This is a genomic window from Agrobacterium sp. InxBP2, assembly GCF_026191755.1.
Classification (GTDB): Bacteria; Pseudomonadota; Alphaproteobacteria; order Rhizobiales; family Rhizobiaceae; genus Agrobacterium; species Agrobacterium pusense.
Window position 1 is genome coordinate 16340 of record NZ_JAINDY010000016.1, and the last position, 21918, is coordinate 38257.

Annotated in this window: 19 protein-coding genes and 1 pseudogene; 15 read left to right on the forward strand and 5 right to left on the reverse strand. The window is 57.7% G+C overall.

Translation table 11 applies throughout. The features are described from left to right. Positions 1-5: 5 nt before the first annotated feature. The 4 genes from K7A42_RS00725 (at position 6) to paoC (ending at position 5300) form a co-directional block, all read left to right on the forward strand. The gene (locus tag K7A42_RS00725; protein WP_112556419.1) at positions 6-875 is read left to right on the forward strand and encodes a sugar phosphate isomerase/epimerase family protein; all 870 of its coding nucleotides are present in this window, start codon (positions 6-8) and stop codon (positions 873-875) included. Positions 876-1507: 632 nt separating this feature from the next. Beyond that, a complete protein-coding gene (paoA, locus tag K7A42_RS00730) occupies positions 1508-2143 on the forward strand; it encodes an aldehyde dehydrogenase iron-sulfur subunit PaoA (protein WP_112556596.1) in 636 nt (211 codons plus the stop codon). Next, positions 2140-3090, forward strand: a complete 951-nt coding sequence (locus tag K7A42_RS00735) for an FAD binding domain-containing protein (protein WP_112556417.1) — start codon at positions 2140-2142, stop codon at positions 3088-3090. The genes paoA and K7A42_RS00735 overlap by 4 nt, the downstream gene beginning before the upstream one ends. Before the next feature lie 5 nt (positions 3091-3095). Beyond that, entirely contained in the window at positions 3096-5300 is a 2205-nt protein-coding gene (gene paoC, locus K7A42_RS00740) for an aldehyde oxidoreductase molybdenum-binding subunit PaoC (RefSeq protein WP_112556415.1), read from the forward strand. A gap of 561 nt (positions 5301-5861) precedes the next feature. On the opposite strand, the gene K7A42_RS00745 is transcribed toward paoC, so the two are convergent. Further along, positions 5862-6743, reverse strand: coding sequence for a LysR family transcriptional regulator (locus K7A42_RS00745; protein WP_112556413.1), 882 nt, complete (start codon positions 6741-6743; stop codon positions 5862-5864). A gap of 122 nt (positions 6744-6865) precedes the next feature. Here K7A42_RS00745 and K7A42_RS00750 point away from each other — a divergent pair, with 122 nt between their 5' ends. From K7A42_RS00750 to K7A42_RS00775, 6 genes are all read left to right on the forward strand, one after another. Beyond that, complete coding sequence (locus tag K7A42_RS00750) at positions 6866-7915, forward strand: hydroxyacid dehydrogenase (protein WP_174151358.1); 1050 nt, start codon at positions 6866-6868, stop codon at positions 7913-7915. Positions 7916-7947: 32 nt separating this feature from the next. Continuing rightward, on the forward strand, positions 7948-8631 hold the full coding sequence (locus K7A42_RS00755) for an RraA family protein (RefSeq protein WP_162696253.1): 684 nt from the start codon (positions 7948-7950) through the stop codon (positions 8629-8631). 94 nt (positions 8632-8725) lie between these two features. Then, positions 8726-9682, forward strand: coding sequence for a tripartite tricarboxylate transporter substrate binding protein (locus K7A42_RS00760; protein WP_112556409.1), 957 nt, complete (start codon positions 8726-8728; stop codon positions 9680-9682). Beyond that, positions 9682-10146, forward strand: a complete 465-nt coding sequence (locus tag K7A42_RS00765) for a tripartite tricarboxylate transporter TctB family protein (protein ID WP_112556407.1) — start codon at positions 9682-9684, stop codon at positions 10144-10146. The genes K7A42_RS00760 and K7A42_RS00765 overlap by 1 nt, the downstream gene beginning before the upstream one ends. 11 nt (positions 10147-10157) lie before the next feature. Continuing rightward, the gene (locus K7A42_RS00770) at positions 10158-11666 is read left to right on the forward strand and encodes a tripartite tricarboxylate transporter permease (protein ID WP_112556405.1); all 1509 of its coding nucleotides are present in this window, start codon (positions 10158-10160) and stop codon (positions 11664-11666) included. A 69-nt stretch (positions 11667-11735) separates the two neighbouring features. Beyond that, positions 11736-12716 (forward strand): D-2-hydroxyacid dehydrogenase, encoded by a 981-nt coding sequence (locus K7A42_RS00775; RefSeq protein ID WP_112556403.1) that lies wholly within the window; start codon positions 11736-11738, stop codon positions 12714-12716. Between the two features lie 215 nt (positions 12717-12931). Here the strand turns inward: K7A42_RS00775 and K7A42_RS00780 are convergent, their stop codons facing one another. Beyond that, complete coding sequence (locus K7A42_RS00780) at positions 12932-13828, reverse strand: LysR family transcriptional regulator (RefSeq protein WP_006697895.1); 897 nt, start codon at positions 13826-13828, stop codon at positions 12932-12934. A 136-nt stretch (positions 13829-13964) separates the two neighbouring features. Between K7A42_RS00780 and K7A42_RS00785 the strand changes: the two genes are divergently transcribed. Then, a complete protein-coding gene (locus K7A42_RS00785) occupies positions 13965-14291 on the forward strand; it encodes a nuclear transport factor 2 family protein (protein ID WP_006697894.1) in 327 nt (108 codons plus the stop codon). After that, positions 14288-15067 carry an SDR family oxidoreductase gene (locus K7A42_RS00790; RefSeq protein ID WP_006697893.1) on the forward strand — a complete coding sequence of 260 codons (780 nt, stop codon included), beginning with the start codon at positions 14288-14290 and terminating at the stop codon, positions 15065-15067. The genes K7A42_RS00785 and K7A42_RS00790 overlap by 4 nt, the downstream gene beginning before the upstream one ends. Positions 15068-15096: 29 nt before the next feature. On the opposite strand, the gene K7A42_RS00795 is transcribed toward K7A42_RS00790, so the two are convergent. Further along, a complete protein-coding gene (locus K7A42_RS00795; RefSeq protein ID WP_006697892.1) occupies positions 15097-15564 on the reverse strand; it encodes a MarR family winged helix-turn-helix transcriptional regulator in 468 nt (155 codons plus the stop codon). 143 nt (positions 15565-15707) lie between these two features. Here K7A42_RS00795 and K7A42_RS00800 point away from each other — a divergent pair, with 143 nt between their 5' ends. Together K7A42_RS00800 and K7A42_RS00805 are read left to right on the forward strand one after the other, a co-directional pair. Beyond that, entirely contained in the window at positions 15708-16499 is a 792-nt protein-coding gene (locus K7A42_RS00800; protein ID WP_006697891.1) for an alpha/beta fold hydrolase, read from the forward strand. Positions 16500-16515: 16 nt separating this feature from the next. Next, positions 16516-16954, forward strand: a pseudogene (locus K7A42_RS00805) (GMC oxidoreductase); the annotation flags it as partial. Positions 16955-17307: 353 nt separating this feature from the next. Here K7A42_RS00805 and K7A42_RS00810 read toward each other — a convergent pair. After that, a complete protein-coding gene (locus K7A42_RS00810) occupies positions 17308-17805 on the reverse strand; it encodes a DUF6985 domain-containing protein (protein ID WP_006697889.1) in 498 nt (165 codons plus the stop codon). Between the two features lie 449 nt (positions 17806-18254). On the opposite strand from K7A42_RS00810, the gene K7A42_RS00815 reads away from it, so the two are divergent. After that, entirely contained in the window at positions 18255-19472 is a 1218-nt protein-coding gene (locus K7A42_RS00815) for a GGDEF domain-containing protein (protein WP_282454658.1), read from the forward strand. A 149-nt stretch (positions 19473-19621) separates the two neighbouring features. Here K7A42_RS00815 and K7A42_RS00820 read toward each other — a convergent pair whose 3' ends face one another. After that, complete coding sequence (locus tag K7A42_RS00820; protein WP_112556399.1) at positions 19622-21577, reverse strand: methyl-accepting chemotaxis protein; 1956 nt, start codon at positions 21575-21577, stop codon at positions 19622-19624. Between the last annotated feature and the right edge of the window lie 341 nt (positions 21578-21918).

A 21918-nucleotide genomic window follows, 5' to 3' on the forward strand; every position in this document is an offset into this window, starting at 1 on the left:
CCCCCATGAAACACGGCATCTATTACTCTTACTGGGAACATGAGTGGAGCGCCAAGTTCGGCCCCTATATCGAGAAGGTTGCCAAGCTCGGCTTCGATATCATCGAAGTCGCCGCCCATCACATCAATGAATACAGTGACGCCGAACTCGCCGTCATCAGGCAGAGCGCGAAGGATAACGGCATCATACTCACTGCCGGTATCGGCCCTTCGAAAACGAAAAACCTGTCGTCAGAGGATGCCGCGGTTCGCGCAGCCGGCAAGGCGTTCTTTGAACGCACCCTTACCAATGTCGCCAAGCTCGATATCCATACGATTGGCGGCGCGCTGCATTCCTACTGGCCGATCGACTATTCGCAGCCGGTCGACAAGGCAGGCGATTATGCGCGCGGCGTGGAAGGCATTCATGGCATTGCCGATTTCGCCAATGACCTCGGCATCAACCTTTGCATCGAAGTCCTCAACCGCTTTGAAAACCACGTGCTCAACACGGCTGCCGAAGGCGTCGGTTTCGTCAAGGATGTCGGCAAGAACAACGTGAAAGTCATGCTGGATACTTTCCACATGAATATCGAGGAAGACAGCTTTGGCGAGGCCATCCGCACGGCTGGCCCGTTGCTGGGGCATTTCCATACCGGCGAAAGTAATCGCCGCGTACCGGGCAAGGGCAGGATGCCCTGGCACGAAATTGGCCTCGCCCTGCGCGATATCAATTACACCGGCGCGGTCGTCATGGAGCCTTTCGTGAAGACCGGCGGCACGATCGGCTCCGACATCAAGGTGTGGCGCGATCTGAGCGGCGGCGCCGATCTCGCGAAAATGGACGAGGATGCGCGCAATGCCCTGGCATTCTCCCGTTTCGTCCTTGGCAGCTGATGCCCCATGGCGCGGATGGAGCGGGATGGCTTGATCAAGCGTGAGCCCGATCCGTGAGACAAGCGGTCCAGTCTGGTATCGTTGACGCAGGCGGCACTTGCGCGGTTGCCAGCTGGCCGCGCTTTTTGCGCCAGGGCAATGCGGGACATGACCAAGGGATTATCGCGGGAAGAGGTGGACACACTGGTGTCTTTGCTTCGGCGGGTGCTTGATAATGTGGAGGCACTTGAGACGTGAGTGGCTCTCCAAACGCCCTTATATGCACATGGGTGACGCATGCAATGCAAGAGGATCACCCATTAGGCCGAGACCGCTCCACAAGGGGTCTCGATCTGCCAGTGCGATTGCCAGAGATTAACGGGAACCGCCTAGGAAGCAAGAGCATGCGGCTCGATCGGGACGACGGCTAAAAACCGCTCTTCCAGAATTTGGTGTCAAGAACCGATGTCCGGGCCCGCCCCACAATCGGCAAGGAGCCTCGATCTCCTAGCCGGTCCTTTCGCGCTATGAACAAGGCCTATCGGGAACTCCTTCTGCTGCTCATTCGTTCACGGGTCAGTTTTCAATGATCCGCGTTCTCGCCCCTTGATGCGAAACCTTTGATTTCTCCAATCGATGAAGTGGAACTGGCGATGCCAGGCACCGGCATATTTGAACTTTCACGCCGAAACTTACTTATATCTTCGGCCGCGACCGTCGCTGCCACCACTGTCACCAGGGGAGCAGCAGCCCAGTCAGGAGGAGAAACCATGAAACACACGTCAAGCGTATCGTTGAAGGTCAACGGACAGGTCCGAGACCTTGATGTTGACAATCGCACGTCTCTTCTCGACGCACTGCGCGAACACCTTCACCTGACCGGAACCAAGAAAGGTTGTGATCACGGTCAATGCGGGGCCTGCACCGTACTGGTCGGTGGACGCCGCATCAACTCGTGCCTCTCGCTTGCCGTGATGCATGATGGTGACGACGTTACGACGATCGAGGGCCTGGGACAGCCCGGCAATATGCACCCGATGCAGGCGGCGTTTGTCAAGTTTGACGGCTTCCAGTGTGGCTACTGTACGCCGGGACAAATCTGTTCCTCCGTGGCGGTGCTTGAGGAGATCGCGGCAAACATTCCGAGCCATGTCACGCTGGATCTTAACGCGCAGACATCGGTGAGTGAGGGCGAAATTCGCGAGAGGATGAGCGGCAACATCTGTCGCTGCGGCGCCTATTCCAACATTGTCGAGGCCATCGTCGAAGTTGCGGGGACAAAAGCATGAAAGCCTTCACCTACGAAAAGGCCTCATCTATCGAGGCTGCAACCAGGTCCGCCTTTTCGAACTCGCAAGCAAAGTTCATTGCAGGCGGCACCAATCTCCTCGATTTGATGAAACTGGAGATCGAGACGCCGACACATCTGATCGATGTGAATGGTCTCGGGCTCGATACAATAGAAAAGACGTCTGAGGGAGGCCTGCGCATAGGAGCGATGGTTCGCAATACCGACCTTGCCGCCGATCCAATTGTTCGACGTGATTATGGGCTCCTGTCGCGCGCCTTGCTTGCAGGGGCTTCGGGCCAGCTTCGCAACAGGGCAACAACCGCAGGCAACCTCTTGCAGCGAACACGATGTCCATATTTCTACGACACCGCACAGCCCTGCAACAAGCGTTCGCCGGGAAGTGGCTGTTCCGCCATCGGCGGCTTCAGTCGCCAGCACGCCGTGGTGGGTGTGAGTGATAGCTGTATCGCCACGCATCCCAGTGACATGGCCGTTGCCATGCGCGCACTCGATGCGGTTATCGAGACGGTAAAGGTCGATGGTAGCCGCCGATCAATCCAAATCGCCGACTTCCATCGCTTGCCGGGCGATACCCCTGAGATCGAAACGGTTTTGGAAAAGGGTGAGTTTATCACCGCAGTGGTGCTACCGCCGCCAACTGGAGGAAAACAGATCTACCGCAAGGTCCGCGACCGCGCTTCCTACGCGTTTGCTCTGGTCTCTGTGGGTGCAGTCATCCAGCCTGATGGTACTGGCCGGGTAGCAATCGGCGGCGTTGCTCATAAGCCGTGGCGCGTGGAAGCTGCGGATGACGAACTCTCAAAGGGAGCGAAGTTCGCAGCGAAAGCTCTCCTCAACGGCGCTCATCCGACCGAGCAGAACAAGTTCAAGATCGATCTGGTGGAGCGCACACTCGGCGCCGTAATCGCCGAAGCGAGGGGGTAATTGCCATGAAGTTCGATACACCCGCAACGACCAATCCGATCGACCAGCTGAAAATCGTCGGTCAGCCCGTTCACCGCATCGACGGTGAGCTCAAGACAACGGGGCGGGCCATGTACGCCTATGAGTGGCATGATCCGAACCTGGCCTATGCCTACGGTTACCCCGTCGGATCGACCATCGCCAAGGGCCGCATCATCTCGATGAATATCGAGGCTGCCGAACGCTCGCCGGGCGTGCTTGCTGTGGTAACGACGCTTGACGTCGGCAAACTTGAGAAGGGCAAGTACAATACTGCGATACTTTTCGGTGGCGATGAGATCCAGCACTATCATCAGGCGATTGCCGTGATCATCGCCGAAACCTTCGAACAAGCCCGCGCAGCGGCAGCGCTAGTAAAGGTAGATTACGCGGAAGAACAGGGTAGTTACGATCTCGCCGAGGCGATGGGTTCGGCAGTCAAGCCGAAAGATGCGGGCGGCGCCCCGCCCGATACCGCCGTGGGAGATTTCGAAGGTGCGTTCAAGTCCGCCGAGGTGACATTGGACGAGACCTACACAACGCCGGACCAGTCACATTCGATGATGGAGCCGCATGCCTCCATCGCTGCCTGGAATGGTGACGAGCTGACGGTATGGACTTCCAGCCAGATGATCGATTGGTGGCGGTCCGACCTTGCAACGACGCTTGGTGTCGACAAGGAGAAAATCCACCTCATGTCGCCGTTCATCGGCGGCGGCTTTGGCGGTAAGCTGTTCCTACGTGCCGACGCTGTTCTGGCCGCGTTCGGCGCGAAGGCAGCAAGGCGGCCTGTAAAGGTGGCGCTGCCGAGGCCTTTCCTCGTCAACAACACGACGCATCGTCCAGCAACGATCCAGCGCATCCGCATTGGTGCAGCTCGCGATGGAAAAATAACGGCAATCGCCCATGAAAGCTGGTCGGGCGATCAGCCCGATGGCCAGCTTGAAACGGCTGCCATGCAGACGCGGCTTCTCTATGCCGGTGAAAACCGCATGACGGCGATGCGGCTGGCGACGCTGCACCTTCCCGAGGGCAACGCCATGCGCGCACCCGGGGAGGCACCCGGACTGATGGTGCTCGAGATCGCTATCGACGAGATGGCCGAAAAGCTCGGAATGGATCCAGTGCAGTTCCGTATCCTCAACGACACACAAGTGGATCCGGAAAAGCCCGAACGTCCGTTTTCGCATCGCGATCTTGTCGGTTGTCTCAAGCTCGGAGCAGAACGGTTCGGCTGGCCGGGGCAAGCGCAACCCGGCTCACGTCGCGAAGGCAACTGGATGATCGGTTCCGGTGTTGCGGCTGCGTTCCGCAACAACCTTCTGGTGCCATCGGGCGCTCGCGTCCGTCTGGACAAGGAAGGGGTCGTCACCGTCGAAACCGACATGACGGACATAGGCACCGGGAGCTACACGATCATCGCCCAAACCGCGGCGGAAATGATGGGCCTACCGATTGATAAGGTCGCCGTGCAGCTTGGCGATTCTCGCTTTCCCGTATCTGCAGGCTCCGGCGGGCAGTTCGGCGCGAACTGCTCGACCTCAGGCGTCTACGCAGCCTGTGTCAAGCTTAGGGACGCTATCGTCAAGAAGCTCGGCTTCAACGAACAGGACGTCGTCTTCGAAGATGGTCAGGTCCGTTCCGGTTCGCGTTCGGTTCCGCTGGCCGAAGTGGCGGGTTCCGAAGGGCTCGTCGCCGAAGACACGGTCGAGTGGGAAAAGCTTTCAGACAGTCATCAGCAATCGACCTTCGGTGCGCATTTCGTGGAGGTGGGCGTCGACGTTGCCACGGGCGAGACGCGGATTCGCCGGATGCTTGCGGTATGTGCCGCCGGCCGCATTCTCAATCCGATCACGGCCCGCAGCCAGGTGATTGGTGCGATGACGATGGGCGCCGGTCTGGCGTTGTCAGAGGAACTTGCCGTCGACACCCGTCGCGGGTTTTTCGTCAACCACGACCTCGCTGGTTACGAGGTGCCGGTTCACGCGGACATCCCGTACCAGGAAGTCGTGTTCATGGATGAGACTGATCCAGTTTCCTCGCCAATGAAGGCGAAGGGTATTGGCGAACTCGGACTATGCGGAGTTTCGGCAGCGATCGCGAACGCGATTCATAACGCAACCGGCATCCGCCTGCGACACTATCCGATGACCTTGGACAAGCTTATTGGGGGCCTGCCAGACGTTGCGTAACTGCGCCATACCCCTGGAAATCGCCATGCGCAAGCCGCTTGGCGAACAGGCATACGCCGCTGCGTAGGCTCTGAAATCGGCATATGTCCCAAGCCCTCTGTTCAGGTTCAACATCGTCAATCACAAGATGATCCGGAAGGCGGGGTCAAAACGACGCTTATTTTCCTGCCAGTGGGCGCGTGGGTAGATTTGCCAGGATACGCGAGCTCGTCATCAATGGTCCGCCCTATGTCGCCGCCTCTACCGGTTGATGAAATACAGAAGTCCCGAGTCCTATTGCGGGAAAAGAACGCCTAACAAGAAAGTGGAGATCCAAACAGGAAATCAATTGGATCTGAATTAGTCCGCCGGGGCGCTTGGGTTCGAATCTCGACAAGTGTTGAGCTATCGGCGTTCGAGAGCTCCTCGCCGGATGTCTATTGAGGAATATTCGCGAAAGCATGAAGCGCCACGCCGATCTTCTGAGCCGCAGCGGCGAGGCGTTCATCCCTCGTCCACAAGCTTGATCGTCGATCGGGGAGGATTGAGGTCAACCGATGGGCATCAGTATGCCAGCGTCAGTCAACGGGCTATGCCGTACGGATCGCTAAGCCTGCTCAAGTGCTGGTGCAGCCGATCTATAATCGCGACGCGCGTCCCGGCCCGCCTTTGCACGAGCCCGATAGGCCGAAATATCTGCGGCTCACCAAATGGCGCAGAGACAATCGGCACAGCGATATCTCTCAGCGCGATCCAGGGCACCACGGACACGCCGAGACCATGAATTACGCAAGAGACCACCGACGCGATCGTGTCGATCTCGGCTATCAGGTTCGGGACGACGCCGGTTTTTGCAAGCTCGGTCTCGATGATCTGGGCCAATCTGAACCGACTGTTGAACCTGACATAAGGCATGGTCGACAGCATGTCGATGCCGGACATTCGGGGAGTGCCCTTGGGAGCGATCACGAGCAGAGGTTCGTTGATAAAGGGGTGCCACCTTAGCGCTGAAGGGATTCCAGAGTACTCGGCGACCATCGCGCAGTCCAGGCGGCCGGACAGGACGCCGCTCATCAATTCATCTGTATTGGCGACCTGTAGCTTGATCCTGAGATCAGGATAATCTGCCTTGAGGGCGACGATTGAGAGAGGCAGGAGCGAAAGCGCACTTGAGCGAACGGAGCCGATTGTGAAGGTCCCGCTGATGGCTCTGCCGGAGATAGTGTCAATGATGTTGTCTGCATCACGCACCAGAGTACGTGCTGCTTCGAGCATCTGCAGCCCATGGCCGTTAAGCGTGATCGGCCGGCTCGAGCGATCGAAGAGTTCTCCGCTGACCTCTAATTCCAGTGCCTGCATTTGCTGACTGACTGCGGATGGGGTCAAACCGACGGCCTCAGCAGCCTTTGCAAAAGTTCCGTGCTCAGCGATCGCGATGAAGGTCTTCAGTTGCCGCGTATCCAAACCATCCTCCGACTAATTAAGATTCTCTGTTCATCTTGGCCAGAATTATTCGCTTTAATCAAGAGAGGCTTATGTTAACTTCCGCTCAGGAGACGCCAGGAGGAGCTTTGGCGTATGGGAGGATGGCTACGCTGCGCGCTCAGCGCTCGCGTCCTCGCGCATTCCAGTTTGAGGTACGCATGGGAAGCCGAAACATCCTGGTCACTGGACCAGCCATCAACGAACAAGCAGTCAAGCTGATCGCCGAGAACGGCTATCAGGTGTCTTACGTTCCCCCTTACACGAGCGAAGACGACCTGGTCCGGATTGTGACGGAACTTGATCCTGTCGGCGTGGTGGTGCGTATGGGGCGGTTCGGCTCCGCAGCGATTGAAGCCGCGCCTTCGCTACGTGTCCTTTCCAAGCACGGGGTTGGGGTTGACAACATCGACGTGGATGCCGCGTCTCGCCGCGAAATCCCCGTTGTCGTCGCCGCTGGCGCAAATGCGCTTTCGGTCGCTGAACATGCGATTGCACTACTTTTTGCCGTGGTAAAGCGGATTGTGCCGCTCGACAGCAGCCTGCGCGCTGGGCGCTGGGAGAAGGCGGGCTTTGCTGGCAAGGAACTGGCTGGCATGACTATCGGCCTTGTCGGGTTCGGCGCGATTGCTCGGCAAACTGCCTTGTTCGCTAAGGGTTTTGGCTTGAAGGTCCAAGCCTTCGACCCCTTTACAGATGAGGCGGCGTTTGTCGAGGCAGGTGTCCGCCAGGTGACTGATGTCGACCGCCTCCTCTCCTCGTCGGATATCGTGAGCCTGCACTGCCCTTTGACGCCCGACACGCGGAATTTGCTTGATGACCGCCGGCTCGGCCTGATGAAGCCGGGATCGTTCGTTATCAATACAGCCCGGGGCGGCCTGATCGATGAGGATGCCCTTCTTCGCGCTGTCGAAAGCGGACAGATTGCCGGGGCCGGGCTTGACACGTTCCAGACAGAGCCTCCTGGAGACAACCACCCGTTCTGGCAGAATCAGCGGATCGTCGTCACGCCGCATATCGGCGGCGTAACCCAGGAGGCGAACGTTCGCGTCGGCGTCGATGCCGTTGAGGGCATTCTTGCGATCGTGGAAGGTCGTGAGCTTGGCCGCGAGAGGATCGTGAACCATCGCGCGCTGGCAAAGACACCTGCCTGAAAAAGACAATCAAGAGCATCGAGGAGAATACGTTGACTATAGGATTTAGGGTTCGCAACAGGGACAGGATCGTCGAACAGGAATGGATCGACAAGTTCAGGGAGCTTCCCGTCGCCAACATCAGCGATAGCATGCACCGCATGTACGCGGGCGGCGCTCAGCTTCGCCCGATGCACCGCCACGGCAAACTTGTCGGCCGCGCACTGACCGTCAAAGCGCCTCCGGGCGACAACCTTATGCTCCACAAGGCGATGGACATGGCCGTGGACGGCGACGTCATCGTCATGGATGCCGGCGGCGACGTGACCCACGCCCTGATGGGGGAGATGATGCTCGACTACGCTCATCGCCGCGGTGTTGTGGGCTTCGTTCTCAACGGTGCGATCCGCGATGCGGATGCGTTTCTCGAAATGAACGTCCCCTCCTACGCGGTCGGCGTGACCCACCGTGGCCCCTATAAGAACGGCCCAGGCGAAATCAATACGCCCATTGCCATTGGAGGAATGGTTGTGATGCCGGGTGACCTGATCGTAGGCGACGCGGACGGGGTCGTCGTTGTTCCGATCGACGATGTGGCGGAGGTTTACGAGCGGACGGTTGCCAAGCACGCCGCCGAGCAAAAGCAGATCGAGAATATCAAAGCTGGCACGCACAAGCCGACTTGGTTCAACGACGCCCTCGTCAAGGCGGGATGTGAGCTACCGTCGACTAACTGAACGAAGCTGGCCGATGTTCCGGAGGGGAAACGTCGGCCAGTCACCGAGACCTTGGACGGTACCGTCCAAATACAAACTATCCTGGGAGGATAAGATGAAGCATTTGATTAGAAATACCGCACTGGCAACGACGCTGCTTCTCGCCACAGGCGTAGCCCACGCTGACTGGCCAACGGATCGTCCGATCGAATTTATCGTGGCGTTTGCTCCGGGCGGCGGCACTGATGTGATGAACCGTACGCTTGCTCCTTATGTGGAAAAGGAGCTGGACGCGAAGATAACCGTCCTAAACCGCCCAGGTGCGTCCGGTGAAATCGCCTATACTGCGATGACCCAGGCTCGCCCCGATGGCTACACAGTTTCCTCGCTAAACACGCCTGGCTATCTGACGATGCAAATGGATCGCAAGGTGCGGTTCGACCCGAAAAAGCTCTGCCTCGTCGCGCGCATTGTCGAAGATCCCGGTTCGTTCATTGTCCAAACCAATTCCAAGTTCAATACGCTCAAAGACCTCGTCGCCTATGCGAAGGAGAACGCTGGGGCTGTTACCGTCGGCACAACTGGCCTCGGAACCGACGAGCATCTTGCCATGCTTCAGTTGGAGAAGTCTGCAGGTATCGATCTGACTGCGGTCACCTTCAATGGGGCGAACGAGGCTCGCACCGCGCTTCTCGGTGGGCACGTCGACACGATCGGCATCAACGTCGGAGAGTTCGTGGGCAGCGATCACTCCGCGTTCAAGAATCTCGGCCAGTTTGCCGAAGAGCGCGCCTCCATCGCTCCCGATCTCCCAACCGCAAAAGAACAGGGTTTTGAAGTCTTGATGAGTTCTGAGCGCGGAATCGCAATGAGCTGTGACGTGCCGGAGGAAATTCGGACGAAGTTCTCCGCCGCGGTGAAGAAAGCTCTCGACGATCCAGAGTTCAAGACAAAGGCGAAGCAGATGTCGCTGGCCATTTCCTATCGCTCGTCCCAAGATTGGGACAAGGAGCTTCCCGTGCGCGCTGAGCGCCTGGGCGCGATCTGGAAACTGGCCAAGGAACAGAAGTAATGGCCGCTCCCCGCAAGGCTGGAGGCACCGGTGACCGGCCGGACCTCTTCACCGCAGCGTTATTTATGGGATTCGGCGCGCTTGGCTTATGGGCCGGGCGCGACCTGACCATGGGCACGGCATCCGCCATGGGCCCAGGTTACCTGCCTCGAATAGTGTGCTGGCTTCTTATCATCATTGGCGCCACGATCGGCGGGTTGGGCGCGGTCCGGGCACGGGTCGACATCGATAAACCGAAGCTCTGGCCGCTTGTGGTCATCCTTGCAGCAGTTGTTGGCTTCGCCTTCATCGCGGAGTTCTTTGGTTTCGTTGCGGCGTCCCTATGGTTGCTTCTGGTCGGCAGCATCGCTGACCGCGATTCACGGCTTCGTGAAGTCATCCTGCTGACCGCTGGGCTAACAGCGTTTGGCGTTTTGGTCTTCATTGTCGGCCTTGGCGTGCAAATGCCTATCTGGCCGTTCTGAGGGAGGTATACATGAACTTCGTTGACCTTCTCATGCTGGGCTTCAGCGAGGCCCTGACGCCGACGAACCTGGGCTTCTGTCTGCTTGGCGCTCTGCTGGGAACGCTGATCGGGGTGCTACCAGGTATCGGGCCGACGGCGACGATCGCGGTTTTGCTGCCGATTACGTTCTACCTTCCGCCTCTGGCGGGCCTCATCATGCTCGCCGGCATCTATTACGGCGCGCAGTACGGTGGATCGACGACGGCTATCCTCGTCAATCTTCCCGGAGAGGCGTCGTCGGTCGTGACCGCTGTCGACGGTTACAAGATGGCTCAGAAAGGAAGGGCCGGGTCAGCGCTTGCCGTCGCGGCGCTCGGTTCCTTCTTCGCCGGAACGGTCGCGACGTTCGGAATTGCTATCGCTGGTCCGACGCTATCGTCTTTCGCCCTTTCCTTTGGCCCGGCAGAATACGTGTCGCTGATGCTGTTCGGCCTTCTGGCGGCCACTATCCTCGCCCGCGGACCAGTCCTGAAGGCGATCGGCATGATCCTTCTCGGTCTGCTGCTCGGCATGGTCGGGATCGACGCCAGTTCCGGGGAGGAACGCCTTACATTCACTGCAGTCGAACTCTTCGACGGGATCGACTTCGTGGTCATCGCCATAGGTCTGTTCGGTTTCGCAGAGATCATCGAAAATCTTGAGAACGTCGAAGCTCGTGGTGTGCTTGTCAGCAAGCTCAGCCGCCTGTGGCCGACCAGAGAGGACTTCAAACGGGCCTGGCCGGCTGTCCTTCGCGGCACGGGTGTCGGGACGTTTCTCGGCGTACTTCCGGGCGGCGGAGCCACTCTTGCCTCCTTCTGCGCCTATTCGGTCGAGAAAAAAGTATCCAAGCGTCCCCAGGAGTTCGGCGAGGGTGCCGTTGAGGGTGTCGCCGGACCGGAGGCTGCCAACAATGCCGGCGCACAGTCCTCGTTTATCCCGCTTCTGACCCTGGGCATCCCATCGAACAACATGATGGCGATGATGCTGAGTGCGTTCATCATACACGGCATCACCCCGGGACCGACGGTACTGGCAACCCAGCCGGAAATCTTCTGGGGACTCGTTGCCAGCATGTGGATCGGCAACCTGATGCTCGTCGTGATCAACCTGCCACTGATCGGCGTCTGGGTGAAGCTCCTGACGGTCCCGTATCGTCTGCTGTATCCGGCAATCCTTCTCTTTTGCTGCGTCGGTGTCTACAGCATCAACAACCGCATATTCGACGTGGTACTGGCTGCCGGGTTCGGCCTGCTGGGATATGCCTTCCGCAAGGCCAAGTGCGAGCCGGGTCCGCTACTTCTGGGGTTCGTCCTGGGACCGTTGTTGGAAACCAACATCCGTCGCGCCCTGACAATTTCGCACGGAAACCCCAGTGTCTTCGTGGAGCGGCCGATCAGTCTGGTCCTGCTGATCGCGACAGCCGGCGTGCTTCTGCTGATGATCCTGCCGCCATTCCGCAAAACACGCGAAGAAGCGTTTCAGGAAGAAGAAGCCTGAGGCTGATCTTAAATTGAGCGGCCGCTTGAAAGCGGCCGCTGTTCTCCCTCTGAACCTGGTGTCCCCCCAATGCCTCATGCTTCCAGCAAGCCTCTTCGGATCGTCCTTCTCGATCGGAAGACCTTACCCGACGATATTCACTTTCGAGCGTTCTCCTTTGCTCATGAGCTCGTTCAGTTTGACCAGACGGCTCCCGACGAGGTGCCGGAGCGCATCAAGGATGCCGACATCGTCATTACCAACAAGGCCCCTGTGCGCGGTTCAGCGGTCGCGTCCGCTCCCAAACTTAAACTGGTCGCCGTAGCGGCGACGGGCACCGACGTCGTTGACGTCACAGCATGCGCGCAGCGTGGAGTCATCGTCTCAAACATCCGCAACTACGCCGTCAACACCGTTCCCGAGCACACTTTCGCTCTGATCCTTGCGCTTCGCCGCAGCCTGCTCGCCTATCGCAATTCGGTGCAGGCCGGACGCTGGCAGGAAGCAAACCAGTTCTGCTATCTCGACTTCCCGATTAACGATCTCGCCGGTTCGACGCTCGGCATCATCGGTGACGGTGCCCTCGGGCGCTCGGTGGCCGATCTTGGTCGTGCCTTCGGGATGAAGGTTCTTTTTTCGGACTACAAGGGCACCAGCGGAATGGGGCCGCTCTATACGCCGTTCGAAAAGGTCCTCGCGCTCAGCGACATCATCACCTTGCACTCTCCCTTGATGCCTTCGACCTGCAACATGATCTCGACCGCGGAGTTCGCACGGATGGCCAGGCGGCCCCTTTTGATCAACACCGCACGCGGCGGACTCGTCGATGAGGCCGCGCTGGAACACGCCTTGAGAAGCGGCCAGATCAGCGGCGCCGGCTTCGACGTCGTCACCACCGAGCCGCCTGCACGCGATCATCCGCTGATGCGGCTGCTCGATCTGCCGAACTTCATCCTGACGCCGCATGTGGCGTGGGCGAGCCGGGAGGCTGTGCAGTCGCTGGTCGACCAACTGATTGATAATGTCGATGCGTTCGAGCGCGGCGCCCCCACGAACACCGTGGCCGCTTGATCATGGCGGCAGTCGCGGACAAACGCGCGCAGCCTTCGGGATATCTCTGCCTCGATGATTTCGCGGAAGGTATCCGCCCATTTTATTGAGGCGAAGTAAACCTCTCGACAAGGGACTTTTGAACTTTAGCTGTGTCCCAGCAGTTAACCGGTTCAAATAGCTTCAAGAGTTTAAGAACGCCCAGCGTTCACTGGCATCGAACATCTGCACGCCGGTCATTCTCTTGCAAATTCGCGAGCAGCCTGAATGAATGCGGTGAACGCTGCAGGGGGGTTCTTCCTACCAGGGTAATACAACGCCAGCGGGGCCAACGAGGGCGTCCAGTCCTCAAGAACGCGCACCAGTCGCCCAGCCTCAATATCCTCTCGAACATCCGCTTCCATGAGATAACCAAGCCCCACCCCATTTTGGGCTGCTATCGTAACGAGGCTTGGCTCGTCCAGAGTGATCGCGCCTTGCACGTCGATCTGGAGTGCATTTCCGTCTTTCTCGAATTTCCAACGGAAAAGCGCGTTGTTCGGAAGGCGCGCGCGAATGCAGCGAAACCTGTAGAGGTCAGTTGGTACAATTGGCTTGCCATGTCTGCGCAGGAATTCCGGTGATGCGACGACCGCATTGCTGCGCTTCAAGCCCAAAGGCACGGCGATCATGTCGGCAGGAACGAGATCGGCCGGTCTCAGACCCAGATCAAAACCCGCCGCGACAATATCGACAATCCGTCCCTCCGTGACAAGGTCGATATGCACTTGCGGATACTTCTCCAGAAATGACAGGACGAGCGGCGCCATTACTTCTCGTGCTGCCGTGGCGAAGGCGTTGATGCGCAATGTTCCGCTCGGGGTCTCCTGAAGCGACTGGGCCGCGAGCATTGCGTCGCGGATGTCGGTCACCGCTGGTCCGACCCTTTCTACAAACGTCTTCCCCGCATCAGTCAGGGACACGCTTCGCGTCGTCCTGTTGAACAGCCGGATACCGAGGCGCTGCTCCAGCTTCGCGATGGAGTTGCTCAAGGCCGTTGTTGACATTCCAAGGTCGAGAGCCGCTGCGCGGAAGGTTCCAAGGCGGGCGATGCTGAGGACGGCATCAAGGTCAGCAAGGACGGAACGGGTCATTTATCCCTCTTTTCGCAATACCTCATCCTTATTTATCCCGCTTATCCCGTCAATAAGCTTGATCTATCTTCCAGCCAGTGGATATCGCGAAGGCGGAGCCACAGCCCAAGATACCAAAACGACGGGAGATACTACGATGATCGAACTACCCAGCGCTATCGAAGCCTATTTCGAAGCCGACAGGTCAGGCTGTCCGGACGCCATCGCTGCCACCTTCACCGAAAACGGGGTCGTCAAGGACAAGCGGAAGATTCACATCGGGCAGAAGGCCATTCGGGCGTGGATGACCGATGAGGCCCAGCAGTACAGCTACACGGTCAGGCCTTTCCTGATCGCCGTCGAGAATGGAAAGACCCAGGTGATGGCCCACGCAGCCGGCAACTTCCCCGGAAGTCCGATCGACCTTCGCTTTATCTTCGTCCTTTCGGGCGACAGGATTGCTGAGCTGGAGATCACCCTATGACGCCGTTTCTGACACTGGAGGGCCGTCGAACTCTCATCACCGGCGGGACGTCGGGCGCTGGCGCTGCGACTGTGGCTCAGTTCAAGGAGCTCGGCGCCCGCGTGCTGACAACCGCACGCAGAAAGCCGGAGGACTTTTCCGGCGCGGCCCTCGTCGAGGCCGACCTGACCACGATGGATGGCGTTCAGACAGTTGTTGACGCAGTCCACCGGGAGCTCGGCGGACTCGATATCCTCGTCAACGTGTTGGGCGGATCCTCAGCACCTTCTGGCGGCTTTGCGGCGTTGACCGAAGAGGAATGGGAAAAGGAATTTAACCTTAATTTCTTCCCTGCGGTGAGGCTGGACCGCGCCCTTATCCCCGGAATGATCGCGCAAGGAAGCGGCGTCGTCATTCACGTGACGTCGATCCAGCGCGTCCTTCCGCTGCACCAGGCGACGACCGGATACGCCTCCGCAAAGGGCGCGCTCAATACCTACAGCAAGAGCATCTCCAAGGAGGTTTCTCCCAAGGGTGTACGGGTGGTTCGTGTTTCTCCCGGCTGGATTGCAGATCCGGGCTCCAACGGTCTTGCGCTTCGTATCGCGGAGGAAGCCGGCATCAGCTACGACGAAGCTGTGCAGACGATCATGGACTCGCTTGGTGGTATACCGCTTGGCCGGCCGGCCAGGCCTGGAGAAGTCGCCGACCTGATCGCGTTCCTTGCGTCGGATCGAGCGTCGTCAATTACGGGTACAGAGCATGTGATTGACGGTGGGACCGTACCGACCGCCTGAGCATTGAGGCGATTTACCACTATCGAAGGTCAGGCGGGTGCGTCCCATCCGCCGATCTGGGAATAGATCGCGTCACGGAGATACCGGACATCGCGGTTAAGAGCAGCGAGTTCCTTTGGCGTCTGTGTAGAGGCCGCGAGCAGAGTGTTGCTGAGGCAGCCGGCCTTGTGCTGCAAGGCACGGCCGTCGTCGGTCAAGGCGATGACTACCTGCCGCTCGTTGCTAAGGTTGCGCGTCCTGCGCAGCAAGCCGGCGGTTTCGAGTCGCTTCAGCAGCGGTGTCAGCGTGCTTGATTCCAGAGCAAGGGCCTGGGCGATGGCGCCAACCGTCTGTCCGTCCTGGCTCCATAACACGTTGAGTACGAGATATTGCGGATAGGTCAGGCCCAGTTCATCGAGAAGAGGCTTGTATGCACGCTGGATCGCAATGGCCGCGGTGTAGATCGCATAGCATAGCTGGTCGTGCAGGGGCGGCGGATCGTTATGGCGTTTGGTCATTGTGAACTCCAGTTGCGTCAAATGTAACGAACGAAATCGCGAAAAACAATATCGCGATAATAATTATGTTGACGCACAGTTCGAAATCTGCCAGCTTTAATGTATCGCAATAAATGTTATCGCGAATAAAAGAGGAGAAAGTCATGACACGCAAGACCGCGCCCACCGTCGCAGCAATTGCAGCCGCAGCCACATTAACTGCCGCATTGCCGGCAAACGCAGCCGATACCATCCCCAGGGAGCAGTCCGTCAGAAACGTTGTCCTCGTTCATGGAGCCTTCGCGGACGGCTCCGGCTGGAAGGGGGTTTACGATAATCTGACCAAGCGTGGTTACCGCGTGACCATCGTCCAGAATCCACTGACGTCTCTCGCTGATGACGTTGCCGCGACTGCCCGCGCGCTTGAGCGTCAGGATGGTCCGGTCATTCTTGTCGGACATTCCTGGGGCGGCACTGTCATCACAGAAGCCGGTATCGATCAGAAGGTTGCCGGCCTCGTTTACGTCTCCGCGCTTTCTCCGGATGTCGGCGAAACGACGGCTCAGCAATACGAGGGTTTTGCTCCTGCATCGGAGTTCGTCATCGAAACCACGAAGGATGGATTTGGCTATGTCAGCCTGGATAAGTTCAAGGCTGGGTTTGCCCATGACGTCAGCGACGCCGATGTTGCGTTCATGAAAGATGCCCAGGTCCCGATCAATATGTCGGCGTTCAGCACGAAGCTTGAACATGCTGCCTGGCGTATGAAGCCCAGCTGGGCTGTCATCGCAACCGAAGACAAGGCGTTCGATCAGGCAATGCTGATCCATATGGCAGAGCGCATCAAGGCAAAAATCACAAAGGTCTCGGCAAGTCACGCACTGTTCATGACCCAGCCGCAGGTCGTGGCCGATACCATTGATCAGGCCGCCAAGGCCGTCTCCGCGAAGAAGTAATGCCAGGCACGGCGTCATCGGAACAGGTCTGGAAACACCGGAACATGGCTGGACGATGTTCAACGGACTTGCCCAGCCGAAGAGTCGGGGCCGGGCGACTCTCCGGCTCCGACGCAACTGATCCGATCCTGATCGAACCGAATTCACTCAGTGAGCCGGAAGGCGTGGCTGCCGCTTTGGCCGCCGTGGAATTGTGCCGCGTGCTCGGGAATAGTGAAAGTTTCGCGCCTCCGGTGAAAGGCGAAACTGCTCCGGGCGCGCGCGACCGATCGGGCATGATCAATTTTATTCGCCGCTCGGCCGTCACATACTGGCATCAGTCCTGTACTGCAAAGATGGGTCGTGACAGCATGTCTGTTGTCGATAACAAGCTGAAAGTCTACGGGATCGGCGGCCTCCGTATTGCGGACGCCTCCGTCATGCAGGCATCTCCGGTCTTCATGTGTCGGCGTTGAAGTGGGTCTGGCCAGGATTTCGGACGCCGAACAGTTCGTCTGCTTCCAGATTGCGCAGATTATTTTGGCATCTTCACCGAGATCGAAGAGCAAAATCTTTGGAATGCTGACGTGATTACGGACGAGATCACAACGACTGGAGAGGGGCGGCATTGTGCGACCGATTGTTCTTCACGGTTTCGACACGTCCGTTTAGCATCTTGTTTCTGCTGCGAGTGTGCGCCATGGCGGCGAGGAGGTGGGGACTTCCGATGTATAGCCCAGGTCGTCTCGCCTTTCATGGCTTTCTCAAACAACGTGTGGTGAGCGTTTTTCCTGATAGGTTCACACGCCCGTAAGCAAGTCTCGGGTACTCACTCGGCAATCCTAGTTGTGTATTCCGGGTTTCGCGCCTTGTAGACGACAGCCTCCAAAGCGGGATCTGCGTAGGCATTCACATTGGTCAGGTGACCATTATATCCGCCGACTTTCGTAAGCGTCGCACCGTTTTGCCAAACCATCATGAGGCCACGTTCGACATCCCAGCCGCACTCAGCCTGCATCACGACGTACCAGTTTTCATCGTCCTTTCGCCCTTTCTTGACGGTAACAGGTCCGGGAGTGACATGATCCCATATATCGGCGGGTGATTGTGGGACGCCCATTTCCGCGTCCAGCCATTCTGGTTTCCCGGCCTCTTCGTAATAGTCCTTGTAGAAGGCAAAAACGTGCCGCGTGTCCAAGAGCCTGTCCGCCTCCGTCAGCGCAAGAAACGAGGCCAGAGCAACAGCGGACCCCGGAGCGTCAGGATCAGGCTCTTCGTCCAGTTCAACTTCAGCGCCATCAAAATAAGAAACGACGATCGTAGTCATAAATCTGCACCTTCAATCCTGCCGCACGCCGATTTTCAATGCGCCTCCACGGGAGCGTCGGAGGCGCACTGTATCATGATGTTTCGCTGCCGGAAGGGATAGAGGGCGCAGGCAGCGCAGGCCGCGATGGGGGGCCTAGAGGCAAGACGCCTCTATCAGGTCCTCTGTATCTCCTTAACGGCCAATGTAACGAACATGGTCTAACTGCAGTAATTGAAAGTTCGGGTCGAATTAAAGCGCGGTGATGGGGCGGCTTTTTGGAAGACCGGTTCGTTTTTTGTTCAATGCTGTTAGTGACGTTAACCCGGCCTCTGCGTGCACCAGATTCCATCTAATTGCTGTGGTCAAAACAGATGATTTTGGCGATGGATTAAAGGCCCGCCAAGTTTTTTACCCGCCGTTCACGGGTTTCGCCGTACTGGTCACGACTTCTGAGAATGGGACATCAAATGCCCGACTTTTATACGCTCTTTCTCGTTGTCTTGCTGCTCGGTCTTTCTCAATGCCTTATTTGGGGTCTGGTGGTCTATCGCTACGGCGAGCTGAAGGCGGCACGTTATTGGTTCTCAGGCAGCGTTGCCAGCGTGCTCGGAGGAGCTATTCTGGCCCTCCAGGGAAATGATGGTCTGCTCATCCAGACTGTACTCGGTAACAGTTTCATAGTTCTGGGATTTTATCTGAACTGCGTGGGCGCCCGCTGTTTCCACGGCGCTCGATTAAAGTTGCTTTCTGTCGCTTGTCTTTTCGTGATCAGCGTAGTGCTGATGCTGGCAACTTTTTATCCCTGGTACGCGCGCAATCCTGTTTACACGTTGGCGCAGTTGTTGCCGCTAGCAATCACCGCAGCCTTTCTCTTGCGACACCATGGCGGCGATCTCGGCGCAATTGTCAGCAGCGGTGCAATGATCGTGGCCGTTTCCTCGCATGCGGTAATTGCTTGCGGCAACATCTTGATCGTCACCCGCCTAATGCCAGAACTGGACCTCAAAGCGGCAGCCGCTGTTGATCTCTTGGCATTCCTTTTTGCCGCAGTAGTCTGGAATTTCGGGTTCCTGTTGTCGGCTGTCGATCGGCTTCGAGGTGAAGTCGAACGCCTCGCCAATGAAGACGAACTGACGGGTCTCGCCAATCGTCGAATGCTGATGAACAAGCTTGCAGATATGTGTGGTCCGTCCCATACCAAACGTGTTTTTAGCGTCCTGCTTTTCGATCTCGACCGCTTTAAGGCGATCAATGACAAGTATGGGCATGCTGCCGGGGATGCTGCGCTCCGGCATGCCGCTGCCGTTGTTTCCGAGAAATTATCTGCCAACGATGTTTTTGCTCGGCTTGGCGGGGACGAGTTTTGTCTGCTTCTACCCGGCGTGTCACCCGTCGATGCCGCCGCCAGGGCGAGGGCAATGATCAAGGCGCTCACGGCAACACAGATGATATGGAATGACTGTCCCTTGGTGATAAAGACAAGCATTGGCATTGCCTGCTGCACGACCCTGGATAAAATCGATCCTGAGGCACTTCTCGACCAGGCGGACCGTGCATTATACGAGACCAAAAAACGTAGTCGAAACGGATACTCTGTCTATAGAGGTTCGTCTGGCTCTGCGATCAGCGGTAACGTGATACAGCTTAATGATTTCGTCGCAGCAGAGGCAAAATCCAAGTCTTGAAAGTGGAAGCCGAGGGAACTCCCACGACTTGCATCGCTCCTTCGACCGAAAACCCGCTTTTAATCTGCAAGCGAAGTTTCCGATCCAAGGCACTCGTGATGATGATCAACGGCCGGGCGGTTGGTCTGTCGCGCCGCGGCCGTAGATTTTTAGAACTCCTCCCAGCTGTCTTGCGCAACCGCGGCAGCCGAACCAGCCCCGAACGCGTTCGCAATCTTGCGGCCAAGGGCTCTAGCCGGTGATGCTGCAGGTCGTGAAGCTGGCGATGCCGAGCGAACGGCCGCAGGGGCTACAGACGAACGACTTGTGCTTGTGCCATCGGCTAGATTGAAACGCGATAGCAGCTGGTTGAGGGATGCCGCCTCCTTGGCGAGGCTGTGGCTTGCGGCTGTCGACTGTTCGACCATGGCGGCATTCTGCTGTGTGCCCTGATCCATGGTGTTGACGGCCGTGTTGATTTCCTGAAGGCCAACCGACTGTTCGCGCGAGGATTCGACAATCGCGGCGATATGACGGTTAATCTCTTGCACTTCCGTGACGATCACTTCGAGTGCCCTGCCGGTTTCACCCACCAGTGTCACGCCGGAGCGAACGTGTTCGCCGGATGTCGTGATCAATGCCTTGATCTCTTTCGCAGCCTTTGCAGACCGCTGGGCAAGTTCGCGGACTTCCTGTGCGACGACCGCAAAGCCCTTGCCGGCCTCGCCGGCGCGGGCGGCCTCAACGCCTGCATTCAAAGCCAGAAGATTGGTCTGGAAGGCAATTTCATCAATCACGCTGATGATGTTGGTAATTTCACCGGATGAACGTTCGATTTCGTTCATGGCGGTAACGGCCTGACGTACGACTGCTCCGGACTTTTCCGCACCATCACGGGCCCTCGCGACCAGATGGCCGACTTCTTCGGCGCGGTTGCTGCTGTCCTTCACGGTCGTGGTGATTTCCTCCAGAGCGGCGGCTGTTTCTTCGACTGAGGCAGCCTGCTGCTCAGTGCGCTTGGACAGGTCGTCGGCGGCAGAGCGAATTTCGTTGGCACCTGCATCGATGCCGCGAGCGTTCTCGCCGACGGCGCGCAACGCGTCATTCAGATTCGCGACCGAGCCATTGAAGTTGTTCCGCAGAGTATCGAGATGGGCAACAAACGGTGTCTCGATGCGATACGCGATATCACCATCGGCGAGACGGTCGAGCCCCTTGGCCAGTTGGTCAACGGCAAATTGGGTGTCGGCAGCGTCCTTCGCCTTTTGGGCCTCGCGTTCCAATCGTTCCTGTTCGGAAAGGCTGCGATTGGCATCAGCTTCTTTTTCCAGACGGATTTTCTCAAGAGCATTGTCGCGAAAAATGGAGACCGCCTTTGCCATCTGACCTACTTCGTCCTTGCGATCCTGACCATCGACGAGTGCAGTGGTCTCCCCCTGCGCCAGAGTGATCATGCGCTCGCGCAAAGAGGCGATAGGCGTCGTGATCCCCTTGGCGGCAACAACGAGTGACGCGATGATGCCGAGTGTGAATGTGATGCCGACAACCATCAGCGAGGTAAAGATGGTGGAGTTTGTTTGGTCGGTCAGTTCGTCACTTCTCGCAGCCACGGATTTCAAGACCTGGTCCAGAAACGCTGCGTTGTCGGTCGTCAGGGGAAGAATCAAAGAGTCCGCTTTTGCCAGGGTCGCCCTTGCCGGTTCGTCCTGATCAGCTTTACCCAGTTGAACGGCCTGGTCAGTCAAGACGATGACTTCTTTCGTTCTCTCAATGATTTTGTCTATCGCAGCGCTCTCACGTGGGAGAAGTTCTTTCGTGTGCTGGAGACGCTCAAGAAGCTTGCCTTTGCTATCGCTGTAAAAGTCGATAGCTGTTTTCATGGCCGGATCGTTTTGGCGGTAGGTCAGGATTTGATAGGCGGCGTAAGCAGTTGCGACGACATTTCGGTTTACGCGCGACATCTCGACACTGGCGCCAGCATCATTGGAAATGAAATCGGAGTAGCTCGTATCTGCTGCTTTGTATCGGGTTGCGATAAACGCCGTGGCACACAGGCCCACCACGCACAGAGGGATGATCAGGGATAGAATTTTCGTGCGAATGCTCGCATTTTTAAGAAACGACATATTTCCTCGCGGTTCTGTTTTGAAATCGCGAACACGAAGCAGGGAGCATTGCGACCGGGAACTGGTCGAATGAAAAAAGAACTCTGCTGCAGGGGATTCGGCATGGATATGAAGAATTACAGAAGGTGCATGCCGTCATGGCAACCTGATTTTGCTCTGTCTGCTGTTATGGTAAATTAGTTATCGTTTAAATGTAATTAAAGAAACGGCGGCGCTCATAACAAAAGCCGAGGGGACAGGACTTCGCTTTTCGAGCCGAAGCGACCTGTATCCACGAAGTGCAATTTGGCACGTCACCGGATCATCTCTTCAAGATCGAGGACGCCGAAACGGCATTTTCT

Coding starts and splice junctions, on each gene's coding strand:
- K7A42_RS00760 (WP_112556409.1), top strand. CDS start 8,726: ATGAAGCATTTGATTAGAAATACCGCACTGGCAACGACGCTGCTTCTC.
- K7A42_RS00785 (WP_006697894.1), top strand. CDS start 13,965: ATGATCGAACTACCCAGCGCTATCGAAGCCTATTTCGAAGCCGACAGG.
- K7A42_RS00750 (WP_174151358.1), top strand. CDS start 6,866: ATGGCTACGCTGCGCGCTCAGCGCTCGCGTCCTCGCGCATTCCAGTTT.
- K7A42_RS00800 (WP_006697891.1), top strand. CDS start 15,708: ATGACACGCAAGACCGCGCCCACCGTCGCAGCAATTGCAGCCGCAGCC.
- K7A42_RS00810 (WP_006697889.1), bottom strand. CDS start 17,805: ATGACTACGATCGTCGTTTCTTATTTTGATGGCGCTGAAGTTGAACTG.
- K7A42_RS00770 (WP_112556405.1), top strand. CDS start 10,158: ATGAACTTCGTTGACCTTCTCATGCTGGGCTTCAGCGAGGCCCTGACG.
- K7A42_RS00775 (WP_112556403.1), top strand. CDS start 11,736: ATGCCTCATGCTTCCAGCAAGCCTCTTCGGATCGTCCTTCTCGATCGG.
- K7A42_RS00735 (WP_112556417.1), top strand. CDS start 2,140: ATGAAAGCCTTCACCTACGAAAAGGCCTCATCTATCGAGGCTGCAACC.
- K7A42_RS00815 (WP_282454658.1), top strand. CDS start 18,255: ATGCCCGACTTTTATACGCTCTTTCTCGTTGTCTTGCTGCTCGGTCTT.
- paoC (WP_112556415.1), top strand. CDS start 3,096: ATGAAGTTCGATACACCCGCAACGACCAATCCGATCGACCAGCTGAAA.
- K7A42_RS00780 (WP_006697895.1), bottom strand. CDS start 13,828: ATGACCCGTTCCGTCCTTGCTGACCTTGATGCCGTCCTCAGCATCGCC.
- K7A42_RS00820 (WP_112556399.1), bottom strand. CDS start 21,577: ATGTCGTTTCTTAAAAATGCGAGCATTCGCACGAAAATTCTATCCCTG.
- K7A42_RS00765 (WP_112556407.1), top strand. CDS start 9,682: ATGGCCGCTCCCCGCAAGGCTGGAGGCACCGGTGACCGGCCGGACCTC.
- K7A42_RS00725 (WP_112556419.1), top strand. CDS start 6: ATGAAACACGGCATCTATTACTCTTACTGGGAACATGAGTGGAGCGCC.
- paoA (WP_112556596.1), top strand. CDS start 1,508: ATGCCAGGCACCGGCATATTTGAACTTTCACGCCGAAACTTACTTATA.
- K7A42_RS00790 (WP_006697893.1), top strand. CDS start 14,288: ATGACGCCGTTTCTGACACTGGAGGGCCGTCGAACTCTCATCACCGGC.
- K7A42_RS00795 (WP_006697892.1), bottom strand. CDS start 15,564: ATGACCAAACGCCATAACGATCCGCCGCCCCTGCACGACCAGCTATGC.